Genomic DNA, 20,174 nt, shown 5'->3' on the forward strand with positions numbered 1-20,174 from the left:
GCCGGCCGGTGCCGCGCCGGCCGGCTGCGCAAAGCGCTTCCTCTCAGGCGGATCTCTCGCGGCGCTGCCGATCGTGCCGGTCGCGGGGCACCAGGGTCGGGTTGACCTTGTCCAGCACCGTCTCCCTGGTGATCACGACGCGGCCTGCGGGAACCTCGTACATGACGTCCAGCAGCACCTCCTCCATGATCGCGCGCACCGCCCTGGCCCCGGTGCGGCGCAGCAGCGCCTGCTCGGCGACGGCGGCCACGGCGTCCGGCTCGAACTCCAGCTCCACCCCGTCCAGCTCCAGCAGCCGCCGGTACTGCTTGATCAGCGCGTCGCGCGGCTCGGTCAGGATGCGCATCAGCGCCTCCCGGTCCGGCGGGCGCAGCGTCGCCAGCACGGGCATCCGGCCGGCGAACTCCGGGATGAACCCGTACCGGACGAGGTCCTGCGGCATCACCTGGGAGAGCACGTCGTCGCCGGCCCGCGGGCGCGGCGCCGCGCCGAAGCCCGCGCCGCCGCGGGCGACGCGCCGCTCGACAATCCGCTCCAGCCCGTCGAACGCGCCGCCCGCGATGAACAGCACGTTCGTCGTGTCGAGCTGGATGAGGTCCTGGTGGGGGTGCTTCCTGCCGCCCTGCGGCGGCACGCCCGCCACCGTCCCCTCCAGGATCTTCAGCAGCGCCTGCTGCACGCCCTCCCCCGACACGTCGCGGGTGATCGACGGGTTCTCACTCTTGCGGGCGAGCTTGTCGATCTCGTCGATGTAGACGATGCCGGTTCCTGCCCTGGCCGGGTCGTGCCCGGCGGCCTGGACGAGGGCGAGCAGCATGGTCTCGACGTCCTCGCCGACGTACCCGGCCTCGGTGAGCGCGGTGGCGTCGGCGATCGCGAACGGCACGTCGAGCAGCCGGGCGAGCGTCCGCACCAGGTGCGTCTTGCCGCTGCCCGTGGGGCCGAGGAGCAGGACGTTGGACTTGCCCAGCTCGGCCTCCGGCGCGCGGACGCGCTTGTAGTGGTTGTAGACGGCCACCGCGAGGGCGCGTTTGGCCTGGTCCTGGCCGATCACGTACTGGTCGAGGAAGTCGTGGATCTCGCGCGGCCGGGGCAGCTCCACGGCGGGGGCCACGCGCTCCCCGGCCATCAGCTCGGTGCACTGCCCCACGCACCCGTCGCAGATGCAGACGGACGGCGGGCCGGCGATGAGCCTGCGCACCTCGCTCTGGCTCCTGCCGCAGAACGAGCAGTGCGGCAGGCCGCCGCCCTTGCCGGTGCGTGCCATCGCGCCGCCTCAGCCCGCCGGGCGCAGGGTCACGGGCAGGGACGCCAGCCGCCTCGTCCCCGGATCCGGCAGGTACGCCGCCTCGCCCGCGAGCGCCAGGCCGGGGAAGCGGCGCAGCAGGGCCCCGAGCGCGATGCCGGTCTGCACGCGGGCCAGCGACGCGCCGACGCAGAAGTGCGGCCCGTGCCCGAACCCGAGGTGCGGCCCCGGCTCGCGGGTCAGGTCGAGCCGGTCGGGATCGTCGAACACGCGCGGGTCCCGGTTGGCCGAGGCGACGGACACGGTGACCGGCTGGCCCTTGGGGATGGGCACGCCGCCGATCTCGACGTCCTCGGCGGCGAAGCGCGGCACGGTCATCGGCTGGGGCGGGCTCCAGCGGGCCAGCTCGTCCACGGCGCGCGGCATGAGTGCGGGGTCGGCGCGCAGCGCGGCGAGCTGGCCGGGGTGGGCTAGCAGGGTGGCGACGGCGTTCGCGATGAGGTTGGCCGGGGTTTGTCCGGCGAGGACGAGCAGCCACACCATGGTGATCAGCTCGTCGTCGGAGAGCCGGTCGCCGTCCTCCTCCACGACGCGGGCCAGGTCGGCCAGCAGCCCCCCGCCCGGCTCCGCCTCGGTCGCGGCATTCGCGGAGCGGGCGTCGCCCATCGCCTTGGTGGCGGCGATCGCGGAGCGGGCGTCGTCGATGATCGCGGGGATGGCCCGCCCGAACTGCTCGCCGTGCCCGGCGGCGATGGCCGCGCCGTACTCGCGCCAGCGCGGGCGGTCGGCGGGCGGGATGCCGACCAGCTCGCAGATCACGTCGATCGCCAGCGGCTTGGCGAACCGGTCGAGCAGGTCCACCGGCTCCCGTTCCGGCAGCTCGTCGAGCAGCCCTTCGACGATCCGCTCGACGCGTCCGGCGAACTCGGCGGCCCTGCGCGGCGTGAACGCGGGCGCGACCAGCCGGCGCAACCGCGCGTGCTCGGCGCCGTTCGTCTCGGACATCGTACGCAGGTAAGGCCGGCAGTGCTCCGGCACGTCGGGCCGCATGAAGCTCGACTCCTCGATCCGCATGCGCGGGTCGGCCAGCATCGCCCTGGCCTCCTCGTGCCGCGTCACCGCCCAGAACGGGTCGAACCCGGGCACCAGCAGCCGCACCACCGCCGACTGCTCCCTGACCTGCGCGTACGCCGCGTAAGGGTCGTGCAGCACCGCCGGATCGGTCAGGTCGATCTCCGGTACATCCATCGCTGGCCTCATTTCGAATGATCCCATCATCTGGATGTTCACGGTATCTTGGCTGCGGAGCACCCGGCAACGAGGAGGACGGTTGGCCCGGCTCACCCGAGCGGAGACGCAGGAGCGCAATCGGGGGAAAGTGCTGGCCGCGGCCAGGGCGGAGTTCGCCGAGCGCGGATTCCGCGAAGCGAAGATCGACGACATCGCCGACCGGGCCGAGCTCACGCGCGGCGCGGTCTACTCCAACTTCCCCGGCAAGCGGGCGCTCTACTTCGCCGTGCTGGCCGACCTGGCCGAACGCGTCCCGGTGACCGCTCCCGAGGAGCCCGCGCTGACCGTGCGGGAGGCACTCGGCGAGCTGGCGCGCGCCTGGGTGACCCGGCTGCCGCTGGCCACCGAGGGCGAGCGCGAGCCGAGCAGGCTGAGCATGCACCTGATCCCCGAGATCCTCGCCGACGAGGTCACGCGGCGGCCGTACGCGCAGCTCATGCAGCTCAACGCGGTCCTGCTCGGGCTGGCGATGGAGCGGCTGCGCCCGCCGCGCGAGCCGGACGGGCGGCTGGTGCGGCTGGCCGAGTCCGTGCTCACGGTGTTGCAGGGGGCCACGCAGCTCACGGCCGCCGCGCCGGGGTTCGTCGACCCGTTCAACGTGATCAGGGTGTGCGAGCAGCTCGCGGACCTCGACCTGGGCGACCGGTGGGCGCCCGCGCCGCTGCTCCCCCGCGTGCGGGAGACCGACGAGCCCTGGAAGCCGCCGCCGGGCGCGCTCGACGCGGTCGCGGGGGCGCCGGCGCGGCTGGAACGCGACGGCGTGGTGGCGGTGCTCGGGCTGCACCGGCTCTCGGCCGTCGAGGACGTGGTGCGCGCGGCGCCCGCCGGCGCCGAGGTCACCGCCGTCGTGGTGACGGGCGCGCCCAAGGAGCTGCTGCCGCTGGCCCGGCTGGTGCTCGCCGAGGTGAGCAGGTGCCTGCGGCAGGCGTTCTCGCGGCCCGCCTGGCCGCGGCTGCGGGTGGTGTACGACGAGAGCGGCGCGCTGGCGGCGGCGGCCGGGGTGGCCGAGCCGGGCGACGGCACGGAGGTCGCGCTGCGGGTGCAGTCGGGGCGGATCGTGGTGCGCGCGGACGGCTACGGCGCCGGGCACGCGGCAGCCGAGCGCCGCTGACCTGGGCGGGCACGAGCGCTGCAACGGGTTGCGCTCCGGATGGAACCGGGGGGCGTGGACGAGCGGTCCAAGCTATGGGCGACGTTCACGCCGGTGTCCCGCCCGTCGGCCGCCGCGAGGCAGGCCGTGGTGTTGCCGGGAGCCGGGTGACGCCGCGGACGGCCCTTCCCGTCCGCCGCGAACGCTGGACGTCGCCCCCCGCCAACCCCGCTGACACGCCCGCCGGAACGCCCGCCAACCCCGCTGACACGCCCGCGGACCCCGGCCGGTTCCGCTGGCACGCCCGCCGGACCCCGGCCAGCCCGCTGGGTGGCCGCGTTCACAGGGTGGTGGGCAGTACCGGCAGGCCGCGGACGCCCGGGTCGGCGCAGAAGAGCGCACCCGCGTCCGGCTGCTCCTCCCGGTCCACGTCCAGCGCCGACGTCGTGATGAACAGCCGATCGAGCCCCGAACCGCCGAACGTCACCGCCGTGACCTTGCGCACCGGCAGCCGGACGACGGCGTCGAGCCGCCCGCCCGGGTCGTACCTGTGCACGGCCCCGCCCCGCCACAACGCCACCCACACCCCGCCCTCGGCGTCGACCGCCAGCCCGTCGGGCTCGCCGTGCTCCGGGTCCACCACGGCGAACGGCCGCCGCCCGCTCAGCCCCTCCTGCGGGTCGTAGTCGAGCACGTCCACCCGCCCTGTCGTGGTGTCGGCGTAGTACGCCAGCCGCCCGTCCGGGCTGAAGCCGAACCCGTTGGAGATCGTCACCCCGGGCAGCACCACCCGCAGCGCCCCGTCCGGCCCGGCCACGTAGAAGGAGCCGCGCCCCGGCGAGGCGTCGTAGGCCATGCTGCCGATGTAGAAGCGGCCGTCGGGGTCGCAGCCGCCCTCGTTCATGCGGATCGCGGGGTCGCTCCAGGCCTCGCCGAGCGAGCGCAGCGGGGCGTCCAGGTCGTCGGCGTCGGCCAGCAGCAGCTCCCGTTCGGCCGCGACGACGTACCCGCCGGAGACGCGCGGGCGCACGACGGCGGCCACCGCGCCGACGTGCCTGCGGCGCACGCCGCCGTCGGGCGCGAGCGCGAGCACGTCGCCGGCCAGCATGTCCACCCAGCGCAGCCCGCCCCAGCGGGCGGACCACACGGGCCCCTCGCCGTGCTCGGCGACGGGGCCGGTGACGGTGTACGCGCTGATGGTCATGCGCTCTCCGCTCTGATCACGGACGCCACCTAACCGCTTGGCACCCCCGTCCGACAAGTCCGTTACGCGAACGTTACGCGCGATCTTCCGCACGATCACTTGACCAGCGCTTTTGCCGTGAAAGCCCTGCACGGAAGGGCTTTGGGAGATTTCTTCCGGGTTATTGACGAAATTAATGCGACTTGGGCAGACTCTCCGCAACGACGGCCCCCGCACCCGTCTCATGTGGAAGGACATAACTGATGACTGGTTCCGACAACGGGTTGAACGTCGATCGGCGAGCCCTCCTGACCGGCGTGGCGGGTCTGCTGGGAGCGGCGGCGCTGCCCGCGACCGCCGCCCAGGCCTCCACGGGCGGCACGTCGCTGCGGCGTCACCCCGAGAACTGGCCCGAACTGGAGCCCTACGGCCTCGCCGACACCCGCGAGGACCTGTGGCCGCGTGACGACAACTCCTTCGTGCTCCCCCTCGAACTGCGGCCCCGCGACCAGGAGCTCGGCCGGGTGTGGATCCGCGACACCTACGTCAACTGCTTCCGCGTCGGCGGGCGCCCGCTCTACGTCGCCACCGGCACCACCCGCGTGCCCGGGCTCGCCGCCGCCGGCCCGTGGAACGACGGCATCTTCGTGTGGACGGCCCGGTCGCTGCGCGGGCCGTGGCGGCTGGCGGACACCACCCGCATCCGTCCGGACGCCGAGAAGGGCAAGGTGTGGTCACCCGAGTTCGTCGGCGAGAACCAGCCGGGGCGGACGGTCGTCGCGCCGTGGCAGGAGTACTGGACCGACGAGGGCCAGTTCGGCAAGCGCGGCAACGCGTGGGCGCCTGAGGTGCACTACTTCCGCGGCAAGTGGTACATCGTGGCCTGCATGGGCGACCACTCCCAGAAGGTCGGCTCGTTCATGCTGGTCAGCGATGGCGGGGTCGAGGGGCCGTACCGGCTGGTCGAGGGCAACCTGGACAAGCCGTTCGGCGAATCGTTCATCGGCGGGCCCAACTGGATCAAGCCGGGCGCCTACCACCACATCGACGGCAGCCTCTACACCGAGGGCGACGACGCGTGGCTGGTGCTGCACAACCACCTGTACGCCAAGTTCCGTGACGACCTGGAGGACATCGTCCCCGTCACGAACCTGCCGAAGTTCCAGCAGACGGCCTACACACCCGAGCCGTACCTCGAAGGCGCCTACGTCTTCAAGCACGGCGGCAAGTACTACCTGCTGCACGCCGCCTGGGACCGGTCGTCGGCCAACGCCGACGGCAGCACCCGCTACGCCTACGACACGGCGGCTCCCGGGCGGACGCAGTACCAGTACGACGCCGTCGTGGCCGTGTCGGACACCTTCGAGGGGCCGCACTCCAAGCGGTGGACGGCGGGGGTCGGGGCCGGTCACAACAACTTCTTCACCGACCACAGCGGTCAGGTCTGGGCGACGTTCTTCCGCAACCCGGCGTTCGGCTACTGGGCCGACCCGTCGCGCGTCGCCGACGCCGCGGTGGCGGGCGTGGTGCGGATGGAGTGGACCGGCCCCGAGGGCAACCGCCTGTACGTGCAGCGGCGTCGCGGCCACTGACCCTCACCGGAGAGCTGCACCCGCGCGACGGACCACGGCCGGGAGGGCCACACCCGCACGGCCTCCCGACCTGGGGAAGGCCGCACCCGCCCGGCGGACCACCGCCCGGAGGGCCACACCCGCCCGGCCTTCCGGCGCCGGGAGGGCTGCGCCTGCGCGACGGCCAGCGCGCCCAGCACCACCACCGCGCCGAACCCCTGGGCCACCGTGAGCTCCTGGCCGAGCACCACCCACCCCAGCAGGGTGGCCACGACCGGGCTGAGCAGCCCGAGGAAGGTGACCTTGGTCGCCGGCAGCACCCGCAGCCCCCTGAACCACAGGGCGTAGGCGAGCGCCGCCCCGACGAGCGAAAGGTAGGCGTACCCGGCGACGTTCGCGCCGCTCAGCCCGTCCGGCGGCGCGCCCTCGACGACGAGCGCGACGGGCACCAGCAGCAGCCCGCCCGCGACGAGCTGCCACCCGGTGGTGGCCAGCAACGGCGCGGGCGACTGCCACCGCTTGCTCAGCACCACCCCCACCGCCATCACGGCGGCGCCGCCGAGCGCGGCGGCCACGCCCCAAGCGTCCAGCCGCGCGTCGGCGCGCAGCACGAGCAGGCTGACCCCGGCCACACCGGCAGCGGCGGCCAGCAGGGTGCGCAACGTGAGCCGCTCGCCGAGCAGCCCGGCCGACAACAGGGCGACCAGCAGCGGCTGGACGGCGCCGACGGTCGCCGCCACCCCTCCGGGCAGCCGGTAGGCCCCCACGAACAGCAGGGCGAAGAACACCCCGATGTTCAGCGCCCCCAGCACCAGCGCCCGCCACCACCAGATCCCTTGGGGCAGGCGGCGGGTGATGGCAACAAGGAGCAGCCCGGCGGGCAGCGCCCTGATCACCGCGGCGAGGAGCGGGCGGCCGGGCGGCAGCAGCTCGGTGGTGACGAGGTAGGTGGTGCCCCAGATGGCGGGGGTCAGCGCGGTCAGGAGGATGACGCCACGGTGATTTCTTAGCACTAAGACAAAATATCTCAACGCTAAGGTATCTGTCACTACATTTACCTCACCGCTAAGACATCGGTAGGCTGAGGCGGTGGCCGATCATGTCGAACTCGTCCTGAAGCAGTGGCAGGACCAGCGTCCCGACCTGGACGTCGCCCCGATGGGGGTGGTCGGGCGGCTGGCGCGGCTGCACCGGCTGATCGACGCCGAGCTGCGGCGGACGTTCGCGGCTCACGAGCTGGACTCGGCCTCGTTCGACGTCCTGGCCACGCTACGGCGCAGCGACCCGCCGCACCGGCTGACCCCGGCCGAGCTGATGCGCGCGTCCATGATCACCTCGGGGGCCGTCACGCAGCGGCTCGACCGGATGGAGGCGCGCGGGCTCGTGACGCGCACACCCAGCGAGTCGGACGGGCGCGTCGTGCACGTGACGCTGACGGAGGAGGGGTTCGCGCTGATCGAGCGGGTGCTGCCGGATCATGTCGCGACGGAGCACCGGGTACTCGCCGCACTCACGGCCGAGCAACGCGACGCCCTCGCGGGAACGTTGCGCGACCTGCTCGAATCACTGGGCGATACGACGGGCTGAGCGACGTCCCCGGCCGCCCCCCGCGCCGCCCTCCGCCCAGTGCGCGGGCCGGGTCAGCGAAGCGGGCAGCCGCGTGGCCGTGTCGCCCTTGGCGGCGTTGACCTGCGCCTGGGTCAGGAAGATGCACCCCGTGAGATCGGCCCCCGCCAGGTCGGCACCCCGCAAGTCGGCCCCGATGAGGTCCGCCCGCCGCAGATCGGCCCCCCGCAGGTCGGCCCCGATCAGGTAGGCCCCCCGGAGGTTCGCCCCCCGCAGCCCGGCCCCCCTCAACCGCGCCCCGATCAGATCGGCCCCCCGGCGTTCCTTGCCCTTCAGCCCGGCCCGCGCCAGCTCACTGGCCCGCAGCAGCAGCCCGTTGACGGCACCCCGATGCGCCGCCACGTCCAGCTTCTCCAGCACGTCGGCGCTCTCGCGGGTGAGCCGCTCGGTCTCCTCCATGGCCGACCGCAACGCGTCGTGCACCGGCCGCGCCGCCTCCAGGGTCAACGCCTCGGCCAGATACCACAGCAGTTCGTGGAGTTGCCGCATGACGGGGAACACCGCGTACATCTGCCGGGCCGTCCCCGGCTCCTCGCGCCAGCTCCGCCCCTCGTACGTGACCTGCGAGACCTTCTGCCCCGCCCCGAAGCAGTCGAAAACCGTGCACCCGGGGAACCCGCGCTCCCGCAACCGGGTGTGGATCGAGCAGCGGAAGTCGTCGCTCAGGTTGTGGCAGGGCTGCCCGCCGGCCTTGTCGACGGCGAAGTCGGCCGAGGCCGAGAACGGCAGGGCGACGCAGCACAGCCCGAAGCAGCTCTCGCAGTCGGCCAGCAGGCCGAGCTCTCGCGGGTTCGTGACGCACTCCTAGGCGGAAAGGACAGGCAGGTCAAGGGTACTCAAGGATGGACGTACGGCGTCGTCGTGGTGAGCTCGGCGAAGCCCAGCCGCAGCAGGATGGGATGGCTCTGGTCGGTGGCGTCCACCTGCAGAAAATCGTAGCCGCGCGCCACCGCCTCGCGGGCCCGGTAGGCGACCAGCGCCCGGTAGACGCCGCGCCTGCGCCACTCGGGCACGGTGCCGCCGCCCCACAGGCTCGCGAACCGGGTGCCGGGGTGCAGGTCCATGCGCGCGGCGCTGACGGGCACATCGCCGGCCATGGCGACGACCGCGACGACGGTCCCGGCGGCGAGCTGGGCGTGCAGCCGTTCCCTGATGTGGACGCGGCCCGCGCCGAACGCCGCCTCGTGCACGTCGGCCACCAGCTCCACGCCGTCCTGGCCGGTCACCGGGACCAGCCGGATGCCGTCGGGGACGGGCGCGCCGGGGATGCCGTCGGCCCGCGCCACCATCAGCGACTCCACCGGTTCCGGGATGAAACCGGCGGCCAGGAGACGGCCGGCGAGGTCGGCGGGCCTGTCGTGCCCGTACACCTTCCACTCGAACGGACGGCCAAGCGCCCCGAAGTGCTTCACCTGCGCGGCGATGGCGGCGTCGGCGTCCTCGCCGGAGCGCAGACCGGACCAGAGGACGCCGTTCCAGCCGTCCTCCGGCCCCACCTGACGCACCACGTCGCCGTCGCGCTCCACCACGGCGCCCGGGTCGTCGGCGACGGCCTCCCGCCGCATCTCCCGGTCGAACGCAGCCAGTACCTCTTCACGATTCACCGGGACACCTCACCAGCCGCGCCGACCGTCCGGCAACCCATTTATCCCAGGCCAGCCACCCCGGGTCAGCCGCCGTAGCGCCGCTGGCGGTCGGCGAAGCTGCGCAGCGCGCGCAGGAAGTCGATCTCGCGGAACGCCGGCCAGAACGCCTCGCAGAAGTACAGCTCGGAGTACGCCGACTGCCAGAGCAGGAAGTTCGACATGCGCTGCTCACCGCTGGTCCTGATGACCAGGTCGGGGTCCGGCTGCCCGGCCGTGTAGAGGTGGCGGGCCACGTCGTCCACGGTCAGCGTCGAGGCCAGCTCCACCATGGACTGCCCGGCCTCGGCCCGCTCGTACAGCAGCTCCCGCAGCGCCTCGATCACCTCCTGGCGGCCGCCGTACCCGATGGCCAGGGTGAGGTGGAAGCCGGTGTCGCAGGTGCGGGTGGCCTCGACGGCGCTCTTGAGCGCGCGGGCCGTCGTGTCGGGCAGGATGTCGAGCATCCCGGCGACGTGCACCCGCCAGCGGGCGTCGGGGCGGTCGAAGTGGTCGGCCACCATCTGCTCGATCACCTTCAGCAGGAAGGCCACCTCCTCGTCGCCGCGGCGCTGGAGGTTCTCTGTGGAGCAGAGGAAGACGGTCAGGTGCTGGATGCCGAGGCCCTCGCACCAGGTCAGCACGTGTTCGATGTGGTCGGCGCCGTATTTGTGGCCCATGCTCGGGTTGGCCATGCCCATTTGCTTGGCCCAGCGCCGGTTGCCGTCCATGATCAGGCCGACGTGGCGGGGCAGGGGGCCTGCCATCACCTGACGGCGCAGGCGCCGGGCATAGAGGGAGTGAAGGAGGTCAGTCGTCTGCACCCTCCAAGGATGGCGCGGACGGCGCTCCGGAACCTGATCTTTCCCGATTTCTGACGGATAAGGTCTCCGGCTTCGCCTACGGGCAGGTCGAGGCACCAGGAACACGGCAAGACGGACAAGATCCACTATATTGATGTGTCCCTCCTTGCCGCCCCCCGGGAGTCCTGGTGAAGTCGCCCAAGAAGAAGTCGCCGCTCGCCGTCGACCCCGTCTTGCTCGTCGGCACGGGGCTGTCCGTGCTCCTCGGCGTGATCTTCTACGTACGCGAGGACACCGCCCAGGCGCTCGGCACCGTCGCCGGGCTCATCGGCGGCGTCATCACCCTCCAGATCCAGTCGCTGATCCAGGAGAAGCGCCGGATCGACCACGAGACCAGGGTCGGCCAGATGGCGGCCACGATCGACAAGATCCCGTGGCTGCCCGACCTCATGGAGCCGATGCTGCGCGCGGTCAAGCACGTCGAACGCGACTACAAGGGCACGCCCGCCGAGGACGCCTGCCGCGCCGCGTTCGAGGAGTGCCTGCGCACGCTCGCCGACCTCGAACGCGGCCACTTCCGCGCCCCGTACGGCGACAACGAGGTGTTCCTGCGGCTCATCGACCAGGCCCGCGAGCACATGTGCGTCACCAGCGTCCCCTCCGTGGACCTCGCCTGGTGGCGCGAACCGGTCGGCAGGCAGTACTGGCGGGCGCAACTGGAGGCGCTGGCGCGCGGCGTGCGGATCAGGCGGGTGTTCATCTACCACGAGTGGACCGACGACCTCGACGCGCTGGCCCGTGAGCAGCTCGCCGCCGGCGTCCAGGTGCGCCGCGTGCACGTGGACCGCCTGCCCGCGCCCATGCGCGTCATCACGGGGCTGTGGGACGGCGCGTGCGGGCACGAGCTGAGCTACACGGCCGCCGGCGAGGCGGTGCACGACACGTTCACCGTCTCGCCTCCGGATCTGGAACGCCTGATGCGCCAGTTCGAGATGATCGAGCGGAGCGCGGTGGAGCTGGACGACGAGCCGCGCCAGGCCGACCCCGTGGCCTGAGCCCGCCCGCGGCCAGCACCGCCAGACCAACCCAGAGCAGCCCGAACGCCGCCCACCGGCTGCCGGGCATCGACTCCTTGAAGACCAGCAGGCCGACCAGGAACTGCACGATGGGCTCGATGTACTGGAGCATGCCGGTCAGGCTGAGCGGGATCTTGGTGGCGGCGGCGCTGAACAGCAGCATCGGCACCACCATCACGAAGCCGGCGCCGATGCCGAGCAGGGTGTTGCCCGCCGACACGTGCCCGAACGTGGCCTGGCCGGTGGCCTGCAGCCACACCGTGTACGCCAAGGCGAGCGGGAACACCGCGGCCGTCTCGACCATCAGCCCCTCGATGGCGCCGGCGGCCACCCGCTTCTTGATCAGGCCGTAGCCGCCGAAGGTGAGGGCCAGGCCGATCGCGATCCAGGGCGGGCCGCCGTAGCCGACCGTGAGGATGAGCACGGCGGCGGCGCCCAGACCGATGGCTGTCCACTGCGGGCCGCTCAGCCGCTCGCCGAAGACCGCCACCCCCAGCGCGACGCTGACCAGGGGCGTGATGAAGTAGCCGAGCGAGGCGTCGACGACGTGCCCGTTCATCGTGGCCCAGATGAACAACGCCCAGTTGACCGAGGTCAGCGCGCTGGCCAGGGTGAGCAGGAGCAGGTCGCGCCTGCGCCGCAGCAGCGCGGCGAGCTGTCCGCGGCGGCCCAGCGCGAGCACCAGCAGCGCGATCGCCACCGGCGACCAGAGCGCGCGCAGCGCCAGCACCTCCAGCGAGCCGGTGGGCTCGACCAGCGGCCAGTAGAGGGCGGACAGCCCCCACAGGACGTACGCGGCCACACCCAGCAGGACACCACGGCGCGCGACAGACACCCGCCCCACCCTACCCATCCTCATCCCGCTTCCCCCACCCGCCAACGCGACGCCGGAGCGACCGGACCGGCCGCGGCTCGCGGCGCGGAGGGCGCGAGCCGGCCTGTGGGAGATGCCCATGAGAATCACACCGTCCGCCACCAGTGCCGGCGCAGAAACCCTCGAGACCGTCAGCTCGCCAGGAGGCGGCGCAGGACGTAGGGCATGATGCCGCCGTGCCGGTAGTAGTCGGCCTCACGCGGGGTGTCGAGACGCAGCCGCGCCTGGAAGGTGACGCCGTCGGCGATTACGGTCAGCGCAGCAGGGAGGTGCGGCCCGTTGAGGGCGTCGAGGCCGGTGATGGTGAGGGTCTCGTGGCCGGTCAGTCCCAGCTCGTCGGCGCCCTCCCCGGGAAGGAACTGCAGCGGCAGGACGCCCATGCCGACGAGGTTGGCGCGGTGGATGCGTTCGAAGGACCGGGCGATGACGGCCTTGACGCCGAGCAGTGCGGGCCCCTTGGCGGCCCAGTCGCGGGAGGAGCCGGCGCCGTAGCCCTCGCCGGCCAGGACCACGGCGGGCACGCGGGCCTCCTGGTAGGCGCGGGCGGCCTCGTACACGCTGACGAGGCGGCCGGAGTCGAGCAGGTTCGGGGTGAGGCCGCCTTCCGTGCCGGGGGCGAGGTGGTTGCGCAGCCGGACGTTGGCGAACGCGCCGCGCATCATGACCTCGTGGTTGCCGCGCCGGGAGGCGTAGGTGTTGAGCTGGTGGCGGGGCACGCCGAGGCCGGTGAGGTAGCGGCCGGCCGGGCCTGCCGGGAGGATGGCGCCGGCCGGGGAGATGTGGTCGGTGGTGATGAAGTCGCCCAGTTTGACCAGGACGCGGGCGCCGGTGATGTCGGTGACGGGCGGCGGTTCTGGCGACATGCCGTCGAGGTACGGGGCGCGGCGGACGTAGGTGGAGCCGGGGTCCCAGGGGTAGGTGGCGGAGCCGGTGACGTCGAGGCGCTGCCAGCGCTCGTCGCCGTCGAGGACGCCGGCGTAGGCGCGGGTGAACATCTCGGGGCGGATCACCTCGTCGATGACCTGGCGCACCTCGGCGGGGCTGGGCCACAGGTCGCGCAGGTAGACGGGGCGGCCGTCGGGGTCGGTGCCGAGGGGTTCGGTGGTGAGGTCGAGGTCCACGGTTCCGGCGAGGGCGTAGGCGACGACGAGCGGCGGGGAGGCGAGGTAGTTGGAGCGGACCTCGGGCTGGACGCGGCCCTCGAAGTTGCGGTTGCCGGACAGGACGGCGGCGACGTCCAGGTCGTGCTCGGCGACGGCCCGCGACACCTCCTCGACGAGCGGGCCGGACGCGCCGATGCAGGTCATGCAGCCGAACCCGGTCAGGGTGAAGCCGAGCCGCTCCAGGGAGGAGGTCAGCCCGGCCTGGCCGTAGTAGTCCATGACGACGCGCGAGCCGGGTGACAGGGTGGTCTTGACCCAGGGCTTGGTGCGCAGGCCGCGCTCGGCGGCGTTCCTGGCGAGCAGCCCGGCGGCGATCATGACGGAGGGGTTGGAGGTGTTGGTGCAGGAGGTGATGGCGGCGATGGCGACGCTGCCGTGGGTGATCTCCCCGGCCTGCGGGGCGGGTGTGCGGTCCTGCTCGCGGAAGGCCGCCTTGACGCCGTCCAGGGGGATGCGGTCCTGCGGGCGGCGGGGCCCCGCGACGGAGGGGACGACGGTGGCCAGGTCGAGGTCGAGGTCGGCGGTGTAGGACGGCGGCGCGGCGGGGTCGTGCCACAGGCCCTGCGCCTTGGCGTAGGCCTCGACGAGGCCGGCGTGCTCGTCGGAGCGGCCGGTGAAGCGCAGGTAGCGGATGGTCTCGGCGTCGATGGGGAACAGCGCGGCGGTGGAGCCGAACTCGGGACTCATGTTGGAGATGGTCACCCGGTCGGTGACGGGCAGCGCGGTGACGCCCGGCCCGTGGAACTCGACGATCTTGCCGACGACGCCGTGGGCGCGCAGCAGCTCGGTGAGGGTGAGCACGAGGTCGGTCGCGGTGGCGGCGACGGGCAGCCCGCCGTGCATGCGCACCCCGATCACGTCGGGGACGAGGATGGACACCGACTGGCCGAGCATGGCGGCCTCGGCCTCGATGCCGCCGATGCCCCAGCCGAGCGTGCCGAGCCCGTTGACCATGGTGGTGTGGGAGTCGGTGCCCAGGCACAGGTCGGGGTAGGCGACCCCGTCGTTCGTCATGACCACGCGGGCCAGGTGCTCGACGTTGATCTGGTGCATGATGCCCTTGCCCGGCGGCACGACGGTGAAGCCGCGCAGCGACGCCTGCCCCCAGCGCAGGAAGCGGTAGCGTTCGGCGTTGCGCTCGTACTCCAGCTCGGCGTTGCGCGCCAGGGCGCCGGGGCGGCCGAACACGTCGGCGATGATCGAGTGGTCCACGACCAGTTCGGCGGGGATGGCCGGGTTGACGCGCTCCGGGTCGCCGCCGAGCGCCGCCATGGCGTCGCGCATGGCGGCCAGGTCGGCGAGGGCGGGCACGCCGTTGGTGTCGTGCAGGAACACGCGGGCCGGGTGCAGGTCCACGGCCTCCGTACGGTCGCCGCGCGGCTGCCAGCCGGTGAGCGCCCGCACCTGCTCGGCGGGCGCGCCGTGGCGCAGCAGGTTCTCCAGCATGATCCGCAGGCTGTACGGCAGGCGGCCCGGGGCGTTCACCGGGTGGAAGCGGTAACGGCGGGCGCCGGCGGTGAGGTGGTCGGTCACGAGTCCTGCCCTTGCAGCGAGACGGGGTGGCAGAAGGTGTTGCGGTGCTCGGTCACGCACTCCCCGGCGATCCGCCGCCAGGCGGCGTAGTGCGGCGCGGCGCGGTGCTCGGTGAAGAACGCCCGCTGGTCCCGGTAGATCTCGTACAGGACGAACCGGTGCGGGTCGTCGTCGGCGCGCAGCACGTCGAAGCGGAGGCAGCCGGGCTCCTGCCGGGTGGCGCGAGCGTTGGCCTCGATGCCGGGCAGGAAGGCGGCGAGCCGGTCGGGCCGCACCTGGAGGTGGACGATCACGACGAACATGCGCTCATCCAGCCGGGTCGCGGGAGCCCGCACGTCCCGGCGAGCCGTTCCAGGCCGCGCAGGGTCTTGCCGGGCAGCCGGACGGAGGTCGCGGCGGCGTTCCTGTCCTCGATCTCGCCGGGGTAGAAGATCTCCTCGAAGCCGGGCGCGAGCGGCACGGCCTTGGTGCGGTCGATGAGGTCGTCGAGGCGGCGGGCGTAGTCGGCGGGGTCGGCCACGGCGTCGAGGCGCAGTGCGAGCAGCAGGTGGCCGCAGCCGCTGCGACGGTCGGGCACGTACGGGCCCGCCACGTCGGTCGCGTACGAGCTGCCGGTCAGCACGCCCGACAGCACGTCCATCATGAACGAGATGCCGTACCCCTTGTGCCCCGCCATGGGCAGGATGAGCCCGTCGATCGCCGCACGCGCATCGGTGGTGGGGGCGCCGGCGGCGCTCTGCGCCCACCCTTCGGGGATGGGCTGCTCGCGTTCCAGGGCGGCGTAGATCTTGCCCCGGGCGACGGTGGTGTTGGCGAGGTCGAGCACGACGGGGCCGCGCCGGCCGCCCGGCGCCGCGATGGACCAGGGGTTGGCGCCGACGCTCTTCTCCCTGCCGCCCCACGGGGCCATGGCGGGGCTGCCGTTCGTGGTCAGCAGGGCGACGCAGCCCTCGGCGGCGATCATCCGGGTGAAGTAGGCGGCGGTGCCGAAGTGGTTGCTGTTGCGGACGGCGACCACGCCGACGCCGTGCTCCCCCGCCCGCCGGACGGCGTCGCGGGCCGCGTACGCGGTCACGACCTGGCCGACGCCGTCCCGGCCGTCGAGCACCGCGACCGCGCCGCCGTCCAGCACGGTCGCCACCTCGGTCACGGGACGCATGGCGCCGGAGCGCAGCCGGTCGGCGTACCACTCCAGGCGCAGCATGCCGTGCGACGGATGCCCCCAGGCGTCGGCCGTGACGAGGCTGTCGGCCACCAGCCGGGCGTCCGGCTCCGGCACGCCCAGCGAGGTCAGCACGGCGGCCCCGAAGGAGATCAGCTCGGACGGTGGGATCATGACAGGCTCCTGACCTGGTCGGGGGTGAGCGGCCGGACGGGACGGTCGCGCAGCAGCAGCCACAGCCGCGCCGTCTCCTCCAGCTCCTCGATCGCGTCGGCGGCGGCGGCCAGGTCGGGCCCGGCGACGATGGGGCCGTGGTTGGCCAGCAGCAGGGCGTGCGCGTCGCGGGCGGCCCGCTCGGCGATCGGCCCCAGCGCGGGATCGCCCGGCGCGTGGTACGGCAGCAGCGGCAGCCGTCCGACGCGCATCACGTAGTAGGCGGTCAGCGGCGGCAGCGCGTCGCCGGGGTCCAGGCCGTCGTGGCAGGAGACGGCCACGGCGTACGTGCTGTGCAGGTGCGCGACCGCGCCGGCGTGCGGGCGGGCGCGGTAGAGGGCGGCGTGCAGGAACGCCTCCTTCGACGGCTTCGGGCCGTCCAGGTGCTCGCCCGCCAGGCTGACCAGCGACAGCTCGCCGATCGAGCGGAGTGAGCCGCCGGTCGGCGTGATGAGGAAGCCGTCGCCGGTGCGGGCGCTGAGGTTGCCGGTGCGGCCGTGGGTGAGCCGCCGGTCGAACAGGGACGCGCCCAGCTCGGCGATCTGCTGTGTCAGGTCGGTCATGGTGCTTCCGTGGCTCGCAGGAGAAGGTCGGGGCGGCCGAAGTTGCCGGACTTGAGCAGCAGCGCCAGCGGCGGGCGGCCGGTGGTGAGCAGCCACGGCACGCCGCGGTCCGCCTCGGCGCCGACGACCGCGCCGGACACGCCGAGCGCGTTCACCACGGCCCCGGACGTCTCTCCCCCGGCCACCACGATGCGGCGCGCGCCCAGCTCGGCGGCCCTGGCCGCGACGGCGGCCAGCGCCCGCTCCAGGAACGGCGCGGCGGCGGGCGAACGCCGCCCGGGCGGCGCGGAGGTGTGGACGATCACGCGGCTCTCCTGCCCGAGGTGGGTCTCCAGCCAGGTCAGCGCTTCGGGGAGCGCGCCGTCGCGGGCTCGCAGGTGGTGTGCGGGCATGTGGTCGCGGGCGTGCGCCACCTGCTCCAGGGTGGCCGCCGAGCAACTGCCCGCGAGGATCACGGACGGGCCGGGCGGCAGCTCGGGCATGGCCTCGCCGGTGCCGCCTGTGCCGCCTATGCCGCCTATGCCGCCTATGCCGCCTGTGCCGCCTGTGCCGCCTGTGGCGTCGATGGCGAGGGCGCGGGCCAGGCCGGCGGCGCCGGTGAGCACCGGGAGGTGGGTGGTGGCGCGGGCGATGGTGCCGAGGTGGCCGTCGGTGAGGGCGTCGGTCACGGCGTGGCGGACGCCCTGGGCCGCCAGGTCGTCCAGCGCCTCGCGGACGGCGGCGGGGCCGCGTTCGACCGTCTGCAGCGGCACCAGCGCGACCGGGTGCGGGGTCTGCCTGCTCAGGACGCGGACCAGGTCGGAGTCGGTCATGGGGGTGAGCGGGTGGTGCCGCATCGGCGACTCCGCCAGTGGCCTGTCGCCTACGAACAGGTGGCCTTGGTAGAGGGTGCGGCCGTGTTCGGGTGAGGCGGGGCACACCACCGTCAGGTTCGCGCCGCTCGCCTTCACCAGGGCGTCGGTCACCGGGCCGATGTTGCCCTGGTCGGTGGAGTCGAAGGTGGAGCAGTACTTGACGTAGAGGCGGCGGGCTCCCTGGGCGGTCAGCCAGTCCTGGGCTTGGCGGGAGGCGGTGATGGCCTCGGCGGGTGGGATCGAGCGGGTCTTCAGGGCTATGACCACGGCGTCGCAGGGCGGGAGGGTCGTTTCTGCGGGGGGTGTGCCGAAGAACAGGACGGTGCGCAGGCCCGAGCGGCGGTAGGCGGCGGCCACGTCGGTGCCGCCGGTGTAGTCGTCGGCGACGCAGCCGAGCAGCGGGCTCATGCCGGCGCCTCACGCGAGGCCGTGGGCAGCAGGGTCTCGCGCAACGCCGTGGCCTTGGGCAGCAGGGATTCGCGCGACGCCGTGGCCTTGGGCAGCAGGGATTCGCGCAACGCCGTGGCCGCCGCCAGCGGGGGGCTCAGCACCGGCGTGCCGAGGCGGGCGGCCAGCTCCGCGTGGATCGGGCTGATCGAGTACTGCCCGAGCAGCACCAGCCCCACCTCCCCGAGAAGCGGCTGGGCGGCCCGCGCGAGCGCGTCCGTCAGATCCGGCCAGTCCTGCGCGGCGGCAGCGGCGGCGGCGCCGGGGGCGGCGAGAGCACGCACCTCGACACCGCCCGCCACCTCGCGCAGCCGCCGCGCCGAGTCCGCCGCCGCCGACTCGAGCGAGCCGAGCACCAGCACCGCGCCCGACCGCCCGACCGCCTCGCCCGAGCATGAGCCCGAGCCCGAGCCCGAGCCCGAGCCCGAGCCTGAGCCCGAGCGCGCCGTGGCCCGGTGCTCGCCCGACCGCCGGGTGACCTCAGCGAACATCGCCTCGTCCGACCCGATCACCGGCACGTCGTACAGCCCCCGCGCCAGCCCGGCGGCGGGCCCGTACATGGAGCAGGACAGCAGCACGGCGTCGGCGCCGCCGCGCACCGCGTGGTCGATGAGCGCGAGCATGCGGCGCGCCAGCGCGGGCGTCAGGCCGCCGGCCGCGTCGGCCTCGCTGACGAGCCGGTCGTCCAGGAGGTGCCAGGCGTCGGCCTCGGGAAACCCTTCGGCGAGCCCGTCGTCGGCGGGCTGGATGGAGGCGGTGGTGGCGTTGACGACCGCGACGATCATCGCTTCACACCGGCGGCGACGGCCTCGGCGAACGCGCGGGTGCCCGCCGTGCCGCCCATGTCGCGCGTCCGCGTCCCGCCCCGCACGGTGTCGGCGACCGCGTCCTCGATCAGCGCGGCGGCCCTGGACAGAGCAGGGTCCTGGTGGCGGGCGCCGAGCCAGTCGAGCAGCATCGCGCTGGACAGGATCATCGCGATCGGGTTGGCCAGGTCGCGCCCGGCGATGTCGGGCGCGGACCCGTGCGCGGCCTGGGCCATGCAGCGTTCGTGGGAGGCGTTGATGGACGGGGCGATGCCGAGCGATCCGGCGAGCTCCCCGGTCAGGTCGGACAGGATGTCGCCGAACATGTTCTCGGTGACGATGACGTCGAAGTCGTTCGCGCGCCGCACCAGGTGCACGGTCATCGCGTCGATGTGGAAGTCGTCCACGGCGACCCGCGGGTAGCGGGCGGCGACCTCGCGGCAGACGTCGCGGAACAGGCCGGTGGTCAGCTTGAGCACGTTCGCCTTGTGCACGATGGTCACCTTGCCGCGCCGGCGGGAGGCCAGCTCGAACGCCTCGACGGCGATCCGTTCGACGGCGGGCCGGGTGATGATGCCCATGGCGATGGCCACGTCGGGGGTGGGCATGAACTCGCCGGTGCCCTTGTAGGTGCTGCGGTCGGCGTAGAAGCCCTGGGTGTTCTCGCGGACGATGACCAGGTCGGTGCCGGGGACGACGGCGTCGGCGCCGTCGAAGGACTTGGCCGGGCGGATGTTGGCGAACAGGTCGAAGCGCTTGCGGATGGTGCCGCTGGGGTTGAGCCTGGAGCGGTGCGGCTCGGGGTAGGCAGCGCTGTCGTGCGGCCCGAGCAGCCACGCCTCCAGCCCTTCCAGGGCGGTCAGCGTCGATTCCGGTACGGCGTCGCCGTGCGTGCCGATGGCCGCCGCGCCCAGCGGCAGATCCGCCCACTCGACGGGCGGGGCGCCGGCGGCGGCGAGGGCGGCGTCCACGACCAGGACGGAGGCGGGGACGATCTCGGGGCCGATGCCGTCGCCTTCGAGCACGCCAAGACGGTAGGGAGAGGTCACGGA

Annotated in this window: 19 protein-coding genes; 4 read left to right on the forward strand and 15 right to left on the reverse strand. The window is 73.4% G+C overall.

Annotated features, from left to right (window positions below):
* Nucleotides 1-43: 43 nt before the first annotated feature.
* Nucleotides 44-1,267, reverse strand: a complete 1,224-nt coding sequence (gene clpX / locus ABD331_RS38055) for an ATP-dependent Clp protease ATP-binding subunit ClpX (protein ID WP_344486309.1) — start codon at nt 1,265-1,267, stop codon at nt 44-46.
* Nucleotides 1,268-1,276: 9 nt separating this feature from the next.
* A complete protein-coding gene (locus tag ABD331_RS38060) occupies nt 1,277-2,494 on the reverse strand; it encodes a cytochrome P450 family protein (RefSeq protein WP_344486312.1) in 1,218 nt (405 codons plus the stop codon).
* A gap of 82 nt (nt 2,495-2,576) precedes the next feature.
* Here ABD331_RS38060 and ABD331_RS38065 point away from each other — a divergent pair, with 82 nt between their 5' ends.
* Complete coding sequence (locus tag ABD331_RS38065) at nt 2,577-3,647, forward strand: TetR/AcrR family transcriptional regulator (RefSeq protein WP_344486315.1); 1,071 nt, start codon at nt 2,577-2,579, stop codon at nt 3,645-3,647.
* Between the two features lie 319 nt (nt 3,648-3,966).
* Here the strand turns inward: ABD331_RS38065 and ABD331_RS38070 are convergent, their stop codons facing one another.
* On the reverse strand, nt 3,967-4,830 hold the full coding sequence (locus ABD331_RS38070) for an SMP-30/gluconolactonase/LRE family protein (RefSeq protein ID WP_344486318.1): 864 nt from the start codon (nt 4,828-4,830) through the stop codon (nt 3,967-3,969).
* A gap of 242 nt (nt 4,831-5,072) precedes the next feature.
* Between ABD331_RS38070 and ABD331_RS38075 the strand changes: the two genes are divergently transcribed.
* The gene (locus ABD331_RS38075; protein WP_344486321.1) at nt 5,073-6,401 is read left to right on the forward strand and encodes a family 43 glycosylhydrolase; all 1,329 of its coding nucleotides are present in this window, start codon (nt 5,073-5,075) and stop codon (nt 6,399-6,401) included.
* On the opposite strand, the gene ABD331_RS38080 is transcribed toward ABD331_RS38075, so the two are convergent.
* A complete protein-coding gene (locus ABD331_RS38080; protein ID WP_344486324.1) occupies nt 6,287-7,393 on the reverse strand; it encodes an EamA family transporter in 1,107 nt (368 codons plus the stop codon). The genes ABD331_RS38075 and ABD331_RS38080 overlap by 115 nt on opposite strands.
* Before the next feature lie 76 nt (nt 7,394-7,469).
* Here ABD331_RS38080 and ABD331_RS38085 point away from each other — a divergent pair, with 76 nt between their 5' ends.
* A complete protein-coding gene (locus ABD331_RS38085) occupies nt 7,470-7,967 on the forward strand; it encodes a MarR family winged helix-turn-helix transcriptional regulator (RefSeq protein ID WP_344486327.1) in 498 nt (165 codons plus the stop codon).
* Here the strand turns inward: ABD331_RS38085 and ABD331_RS38090 are convergent.
* The 3 genes from ABD331_RS38090 to uppS all read right to left on the reverse strand — a co-directional run bounded on the left by ABD331_RS38090 (nt 7,944) and on the right by uppS (nt 10,395).
* Nucleotides 7,944-8,780: a pentapeptide repeat-containing protein gene (locus tag ABD331_RS38090; protein ID WP_344486637.1), complete on the reverse strand. Its 837-nt coding sequence runs from the start codon at nt 8,778-8,780 to the stop codon at nt 7,944-7,946. The two genes, ABD331_RS38085 and ABD331_RS38090, sit on opposite strands and share 24 nt — an antisense overlap.
* A gap of 62 nt (nt 8,781-8,842) precedes the next feature.
* Nucleotides 8,843-9,610 (reverse strand): GNAT family N-acetyltransferase, encoded by a 768-nt coding sequence (locus ABD331_RS38095; RefSeq protein ID WP_344486330.1) that lies wholly within the window; start codon nt 9,608-9,610, stop codon nt 8,843-8,845.
* A gap of 65 nt (nt 9,611-9,675) precedes the next feature.
* Complete coding sequence (gene uppS / locus ABD331_RS38100) at nt 9,676-10,395, reverse strand: polyprenyl diphosphate synthase (protein ID WP_148440652.1); 720 nt, start codon at nt 10,393-10,395, stop codon at nt 9,676-9,678.
* 224 nt (nt 10,396-10,619) lie between these two features.
* Here uppS and ABD331_RS38105 point away from each other — a divergent pair, with 224 nt between their 5' ends.
* Complete coding sequence (locus ABD331_RS38105; RefSeq protein ID WP_344486333.1) at nt 10,620-11,486, forward strand: phospholipase D-like domain-containing protein; 867 nt, start codon at nt 10,620-10,622, stop codon at nt 11,484-11,486.
* Here ABD331_RS38105 and rarD read toward each other — a convergent pair.
* The 8 genes from rarD to ABD331_RS38145 all read right to left on the reverse strand — a co-directional run bounded on the left by rarD (nt 11,377) and on the right by ABD331_RS38145 (nt 20,171).
* Nucleotides 11,377-12,342, reverse strand: a complete 966-nt coding sequence (gene rarD / locus ABD331_RS38110; RefSeq protein ID WP_344486335.1) for an EamA family transporter RarD — start codon at nt 12,340-12,342, stop codon at nt 11,377-11,379. The genes ABD331_RS38105 and rarD overlap by 110 nt on opposite strands.
* Before the next feature lie 170 nt (nt 12,343-12,512).
* Nucleotides 12,513-15,077: an aconitate hydratase AcnA gene (gene acnA, locus ABD331_RS38115; protein WP_425566143.1), complete on the reverse strand. Its 2,565-nt coding sequence runs from the start codon at nt 15,075-15,077 to the stop codon at nt 12,513-12,515.
* A complete protein-coding gene (locus ABD331_RS38120; RefSeq protein WP_344486338.1) occupies nt 15,074-15,379 on the reverse strand; it encodes a putative quinol monooxygenase in 306 nt (101 codons plus the stop codon). Before ABD331_RS38120 ends, acnA begins: the two co-directional genes overlap by 4 nt.
* Nucleotides 15,367-16,413, reverse strand: a complete 1,047-nt coding sequence (locus tag ABD331_RS38125; RefSeq protein ID WP_344486341.1) for an Ldh family oxidoreductase — start codon at nt 16,411-16,413, stop codon at nt 15,367-15,369. The genes ABD331_RS38120 and ABD331_RS38125 overlap by 13 nt, the downstream gene beginning before the upstream one ends.
* Nucleotides 16,410-17,015 carry a 3-oxo-tetronate 4-phosphate decarboxylase gene (gene otnC / locus ABD331_RS38130; protein WP_344486343.1) on the reverse strand — a complete coding sequence of 202 codons (606 nt, stop codon included), beginning with the start codon at nt 17,013-17,015 and terminating at the stop codon, nt 16,410-16,412. The genes ABD331_RS38125 and otnC overlap by 4 nt, the downstream gene beginning before the upstream one ends.
* Nucleotides 17,012-18,277, reverse strand: a complete 1,266-nt coding sequence (otnK, locus tag ABD331_RS38135; protein ID WP_344486346.1) for a 3-oxo-tetronate kinase — start codon at nt 18,275-18,277, stop codon at nt 17,012-17,014. Before otnK ends, otnC begins: the two co-directional genes overlap by 4 nt.
* Nucleotides 18,274-19,101 (reverse strand): hypothetical protein, encoded by an 828-nt coding sequence (locus ABD331_RS38140; RefSeq protein ID WP_344486349.1) that lies wholly within the window; start codon nt 19,099-19,101, stop codon nt 18,274-18,276. The genes otnK and ABD331_RS38140 overlap by 4 nt, the downstream gene beginning before the upstream one ends.
* Nucleotides 19,098-20,171, reverse strand: a complete 1,074-nt coding sequence (locus ABD331_RS38145; RefSeq protein WP_344486352.1) for an isocitrate/isopropylmalate dehydrogenase family protein — start codon at nt 20,169-20,171, stop codon at nt 19,098-19,100. Before ABD331_RS38145 ends, ABD331_RS38140 begins: the two co-directional genes overlap by 4 nt.
* Nucleotides 20,172-20,174: the final 3 nt, after the last annotated feature.

Origin of the sequence: Nonomuraea monospora (assembly GCF_039531895.1) — a bacterium.
In the GTDB taxonomy this organism is placed as follows: domain Bacteria; phylum Actinomycetota; class Actinomycetes; order Streptosporangiales; family Streptosporangiaceae; genus Nonomuraea; species Nonomuraea monospora.

What these genes read in the sequence shown, in the direction of transcription:
- clpX (WP_344486309.1), bottom strand. Translation starts at nt 1,267, where the DNA reads ATGGCACGCACCGGCAAGGGCGGCGGCCTGCCGCACTGCTCGTTCTGC.
- ABD331_RS38060 (WP_344486312.1), bottom strand. Translation starts at nt 2,494, where the DNA reads ATGGATGTACCGGAGATCGACCTGACCGATCCGGCGGTGCTGCACGAC.
- ABD331_RS38070 (WP_344486318.1), bottom strand. Translation starts at nt 4,830, where the DNA reads ATGACCATCAGCGCGTACACCGTCACCGGCCCCGTCGCCGAGCACGGC.
- ABD331_RS38075 (WP_344486321.1), top strand. Translation starts at nt 5,073, where the DNA reads ATGACTGGTTCCGACAACGGGTTGAACGTCGATCGGCGAGCCCTCCTG.
- uppS (WP_148440652.1), bottom strand. Translation starts at nt 10,395, where the DNA reads ATGGCAGGCCCCCTGCCCCGCCACGTCGGCCTGATCATGGACGGCAAC.
- ABD331_RS38120 (WP_344486338.1), bottom strand. Translation starts at nt 15,379, where the DNA reads ATGTTCGTCGTGATCGTCCACCTCCAGGTGCGGCCCGACCGGCTCGCC.
- ABD331_RS38125 (WP_344486341.1), bottom strand. Translation starts at nt 16,413, where the DNA reads ATGATCCCACCGTCCGAGCTGATCTCCTTCGGGGCCGCCGTGCTGACC.
- otnC (WP_344486343.1), bottom strand. Translation starts at nt 17,015, where the DNA reads ATGACCGACCTGACACAGCAGATCGCCGAGCTGGGCGCGTCCCTGTTC.
- otnK (WP_344486346.1), bottom strand. Translation starts at nt 18,277, where the DNA reads ATGAGCCCGCTGCTCGGCTGCGTCGCCGACGACTACACCGGCGGCACC.
- ABD331_RS38140 (WP_344486349.1), bottom strand. Translation starts at nt 19,101, where the DNA reads ATGATCGTCGCGGTCGTCAACGCCACCACCGCCTCCATCCAGCCCGCC.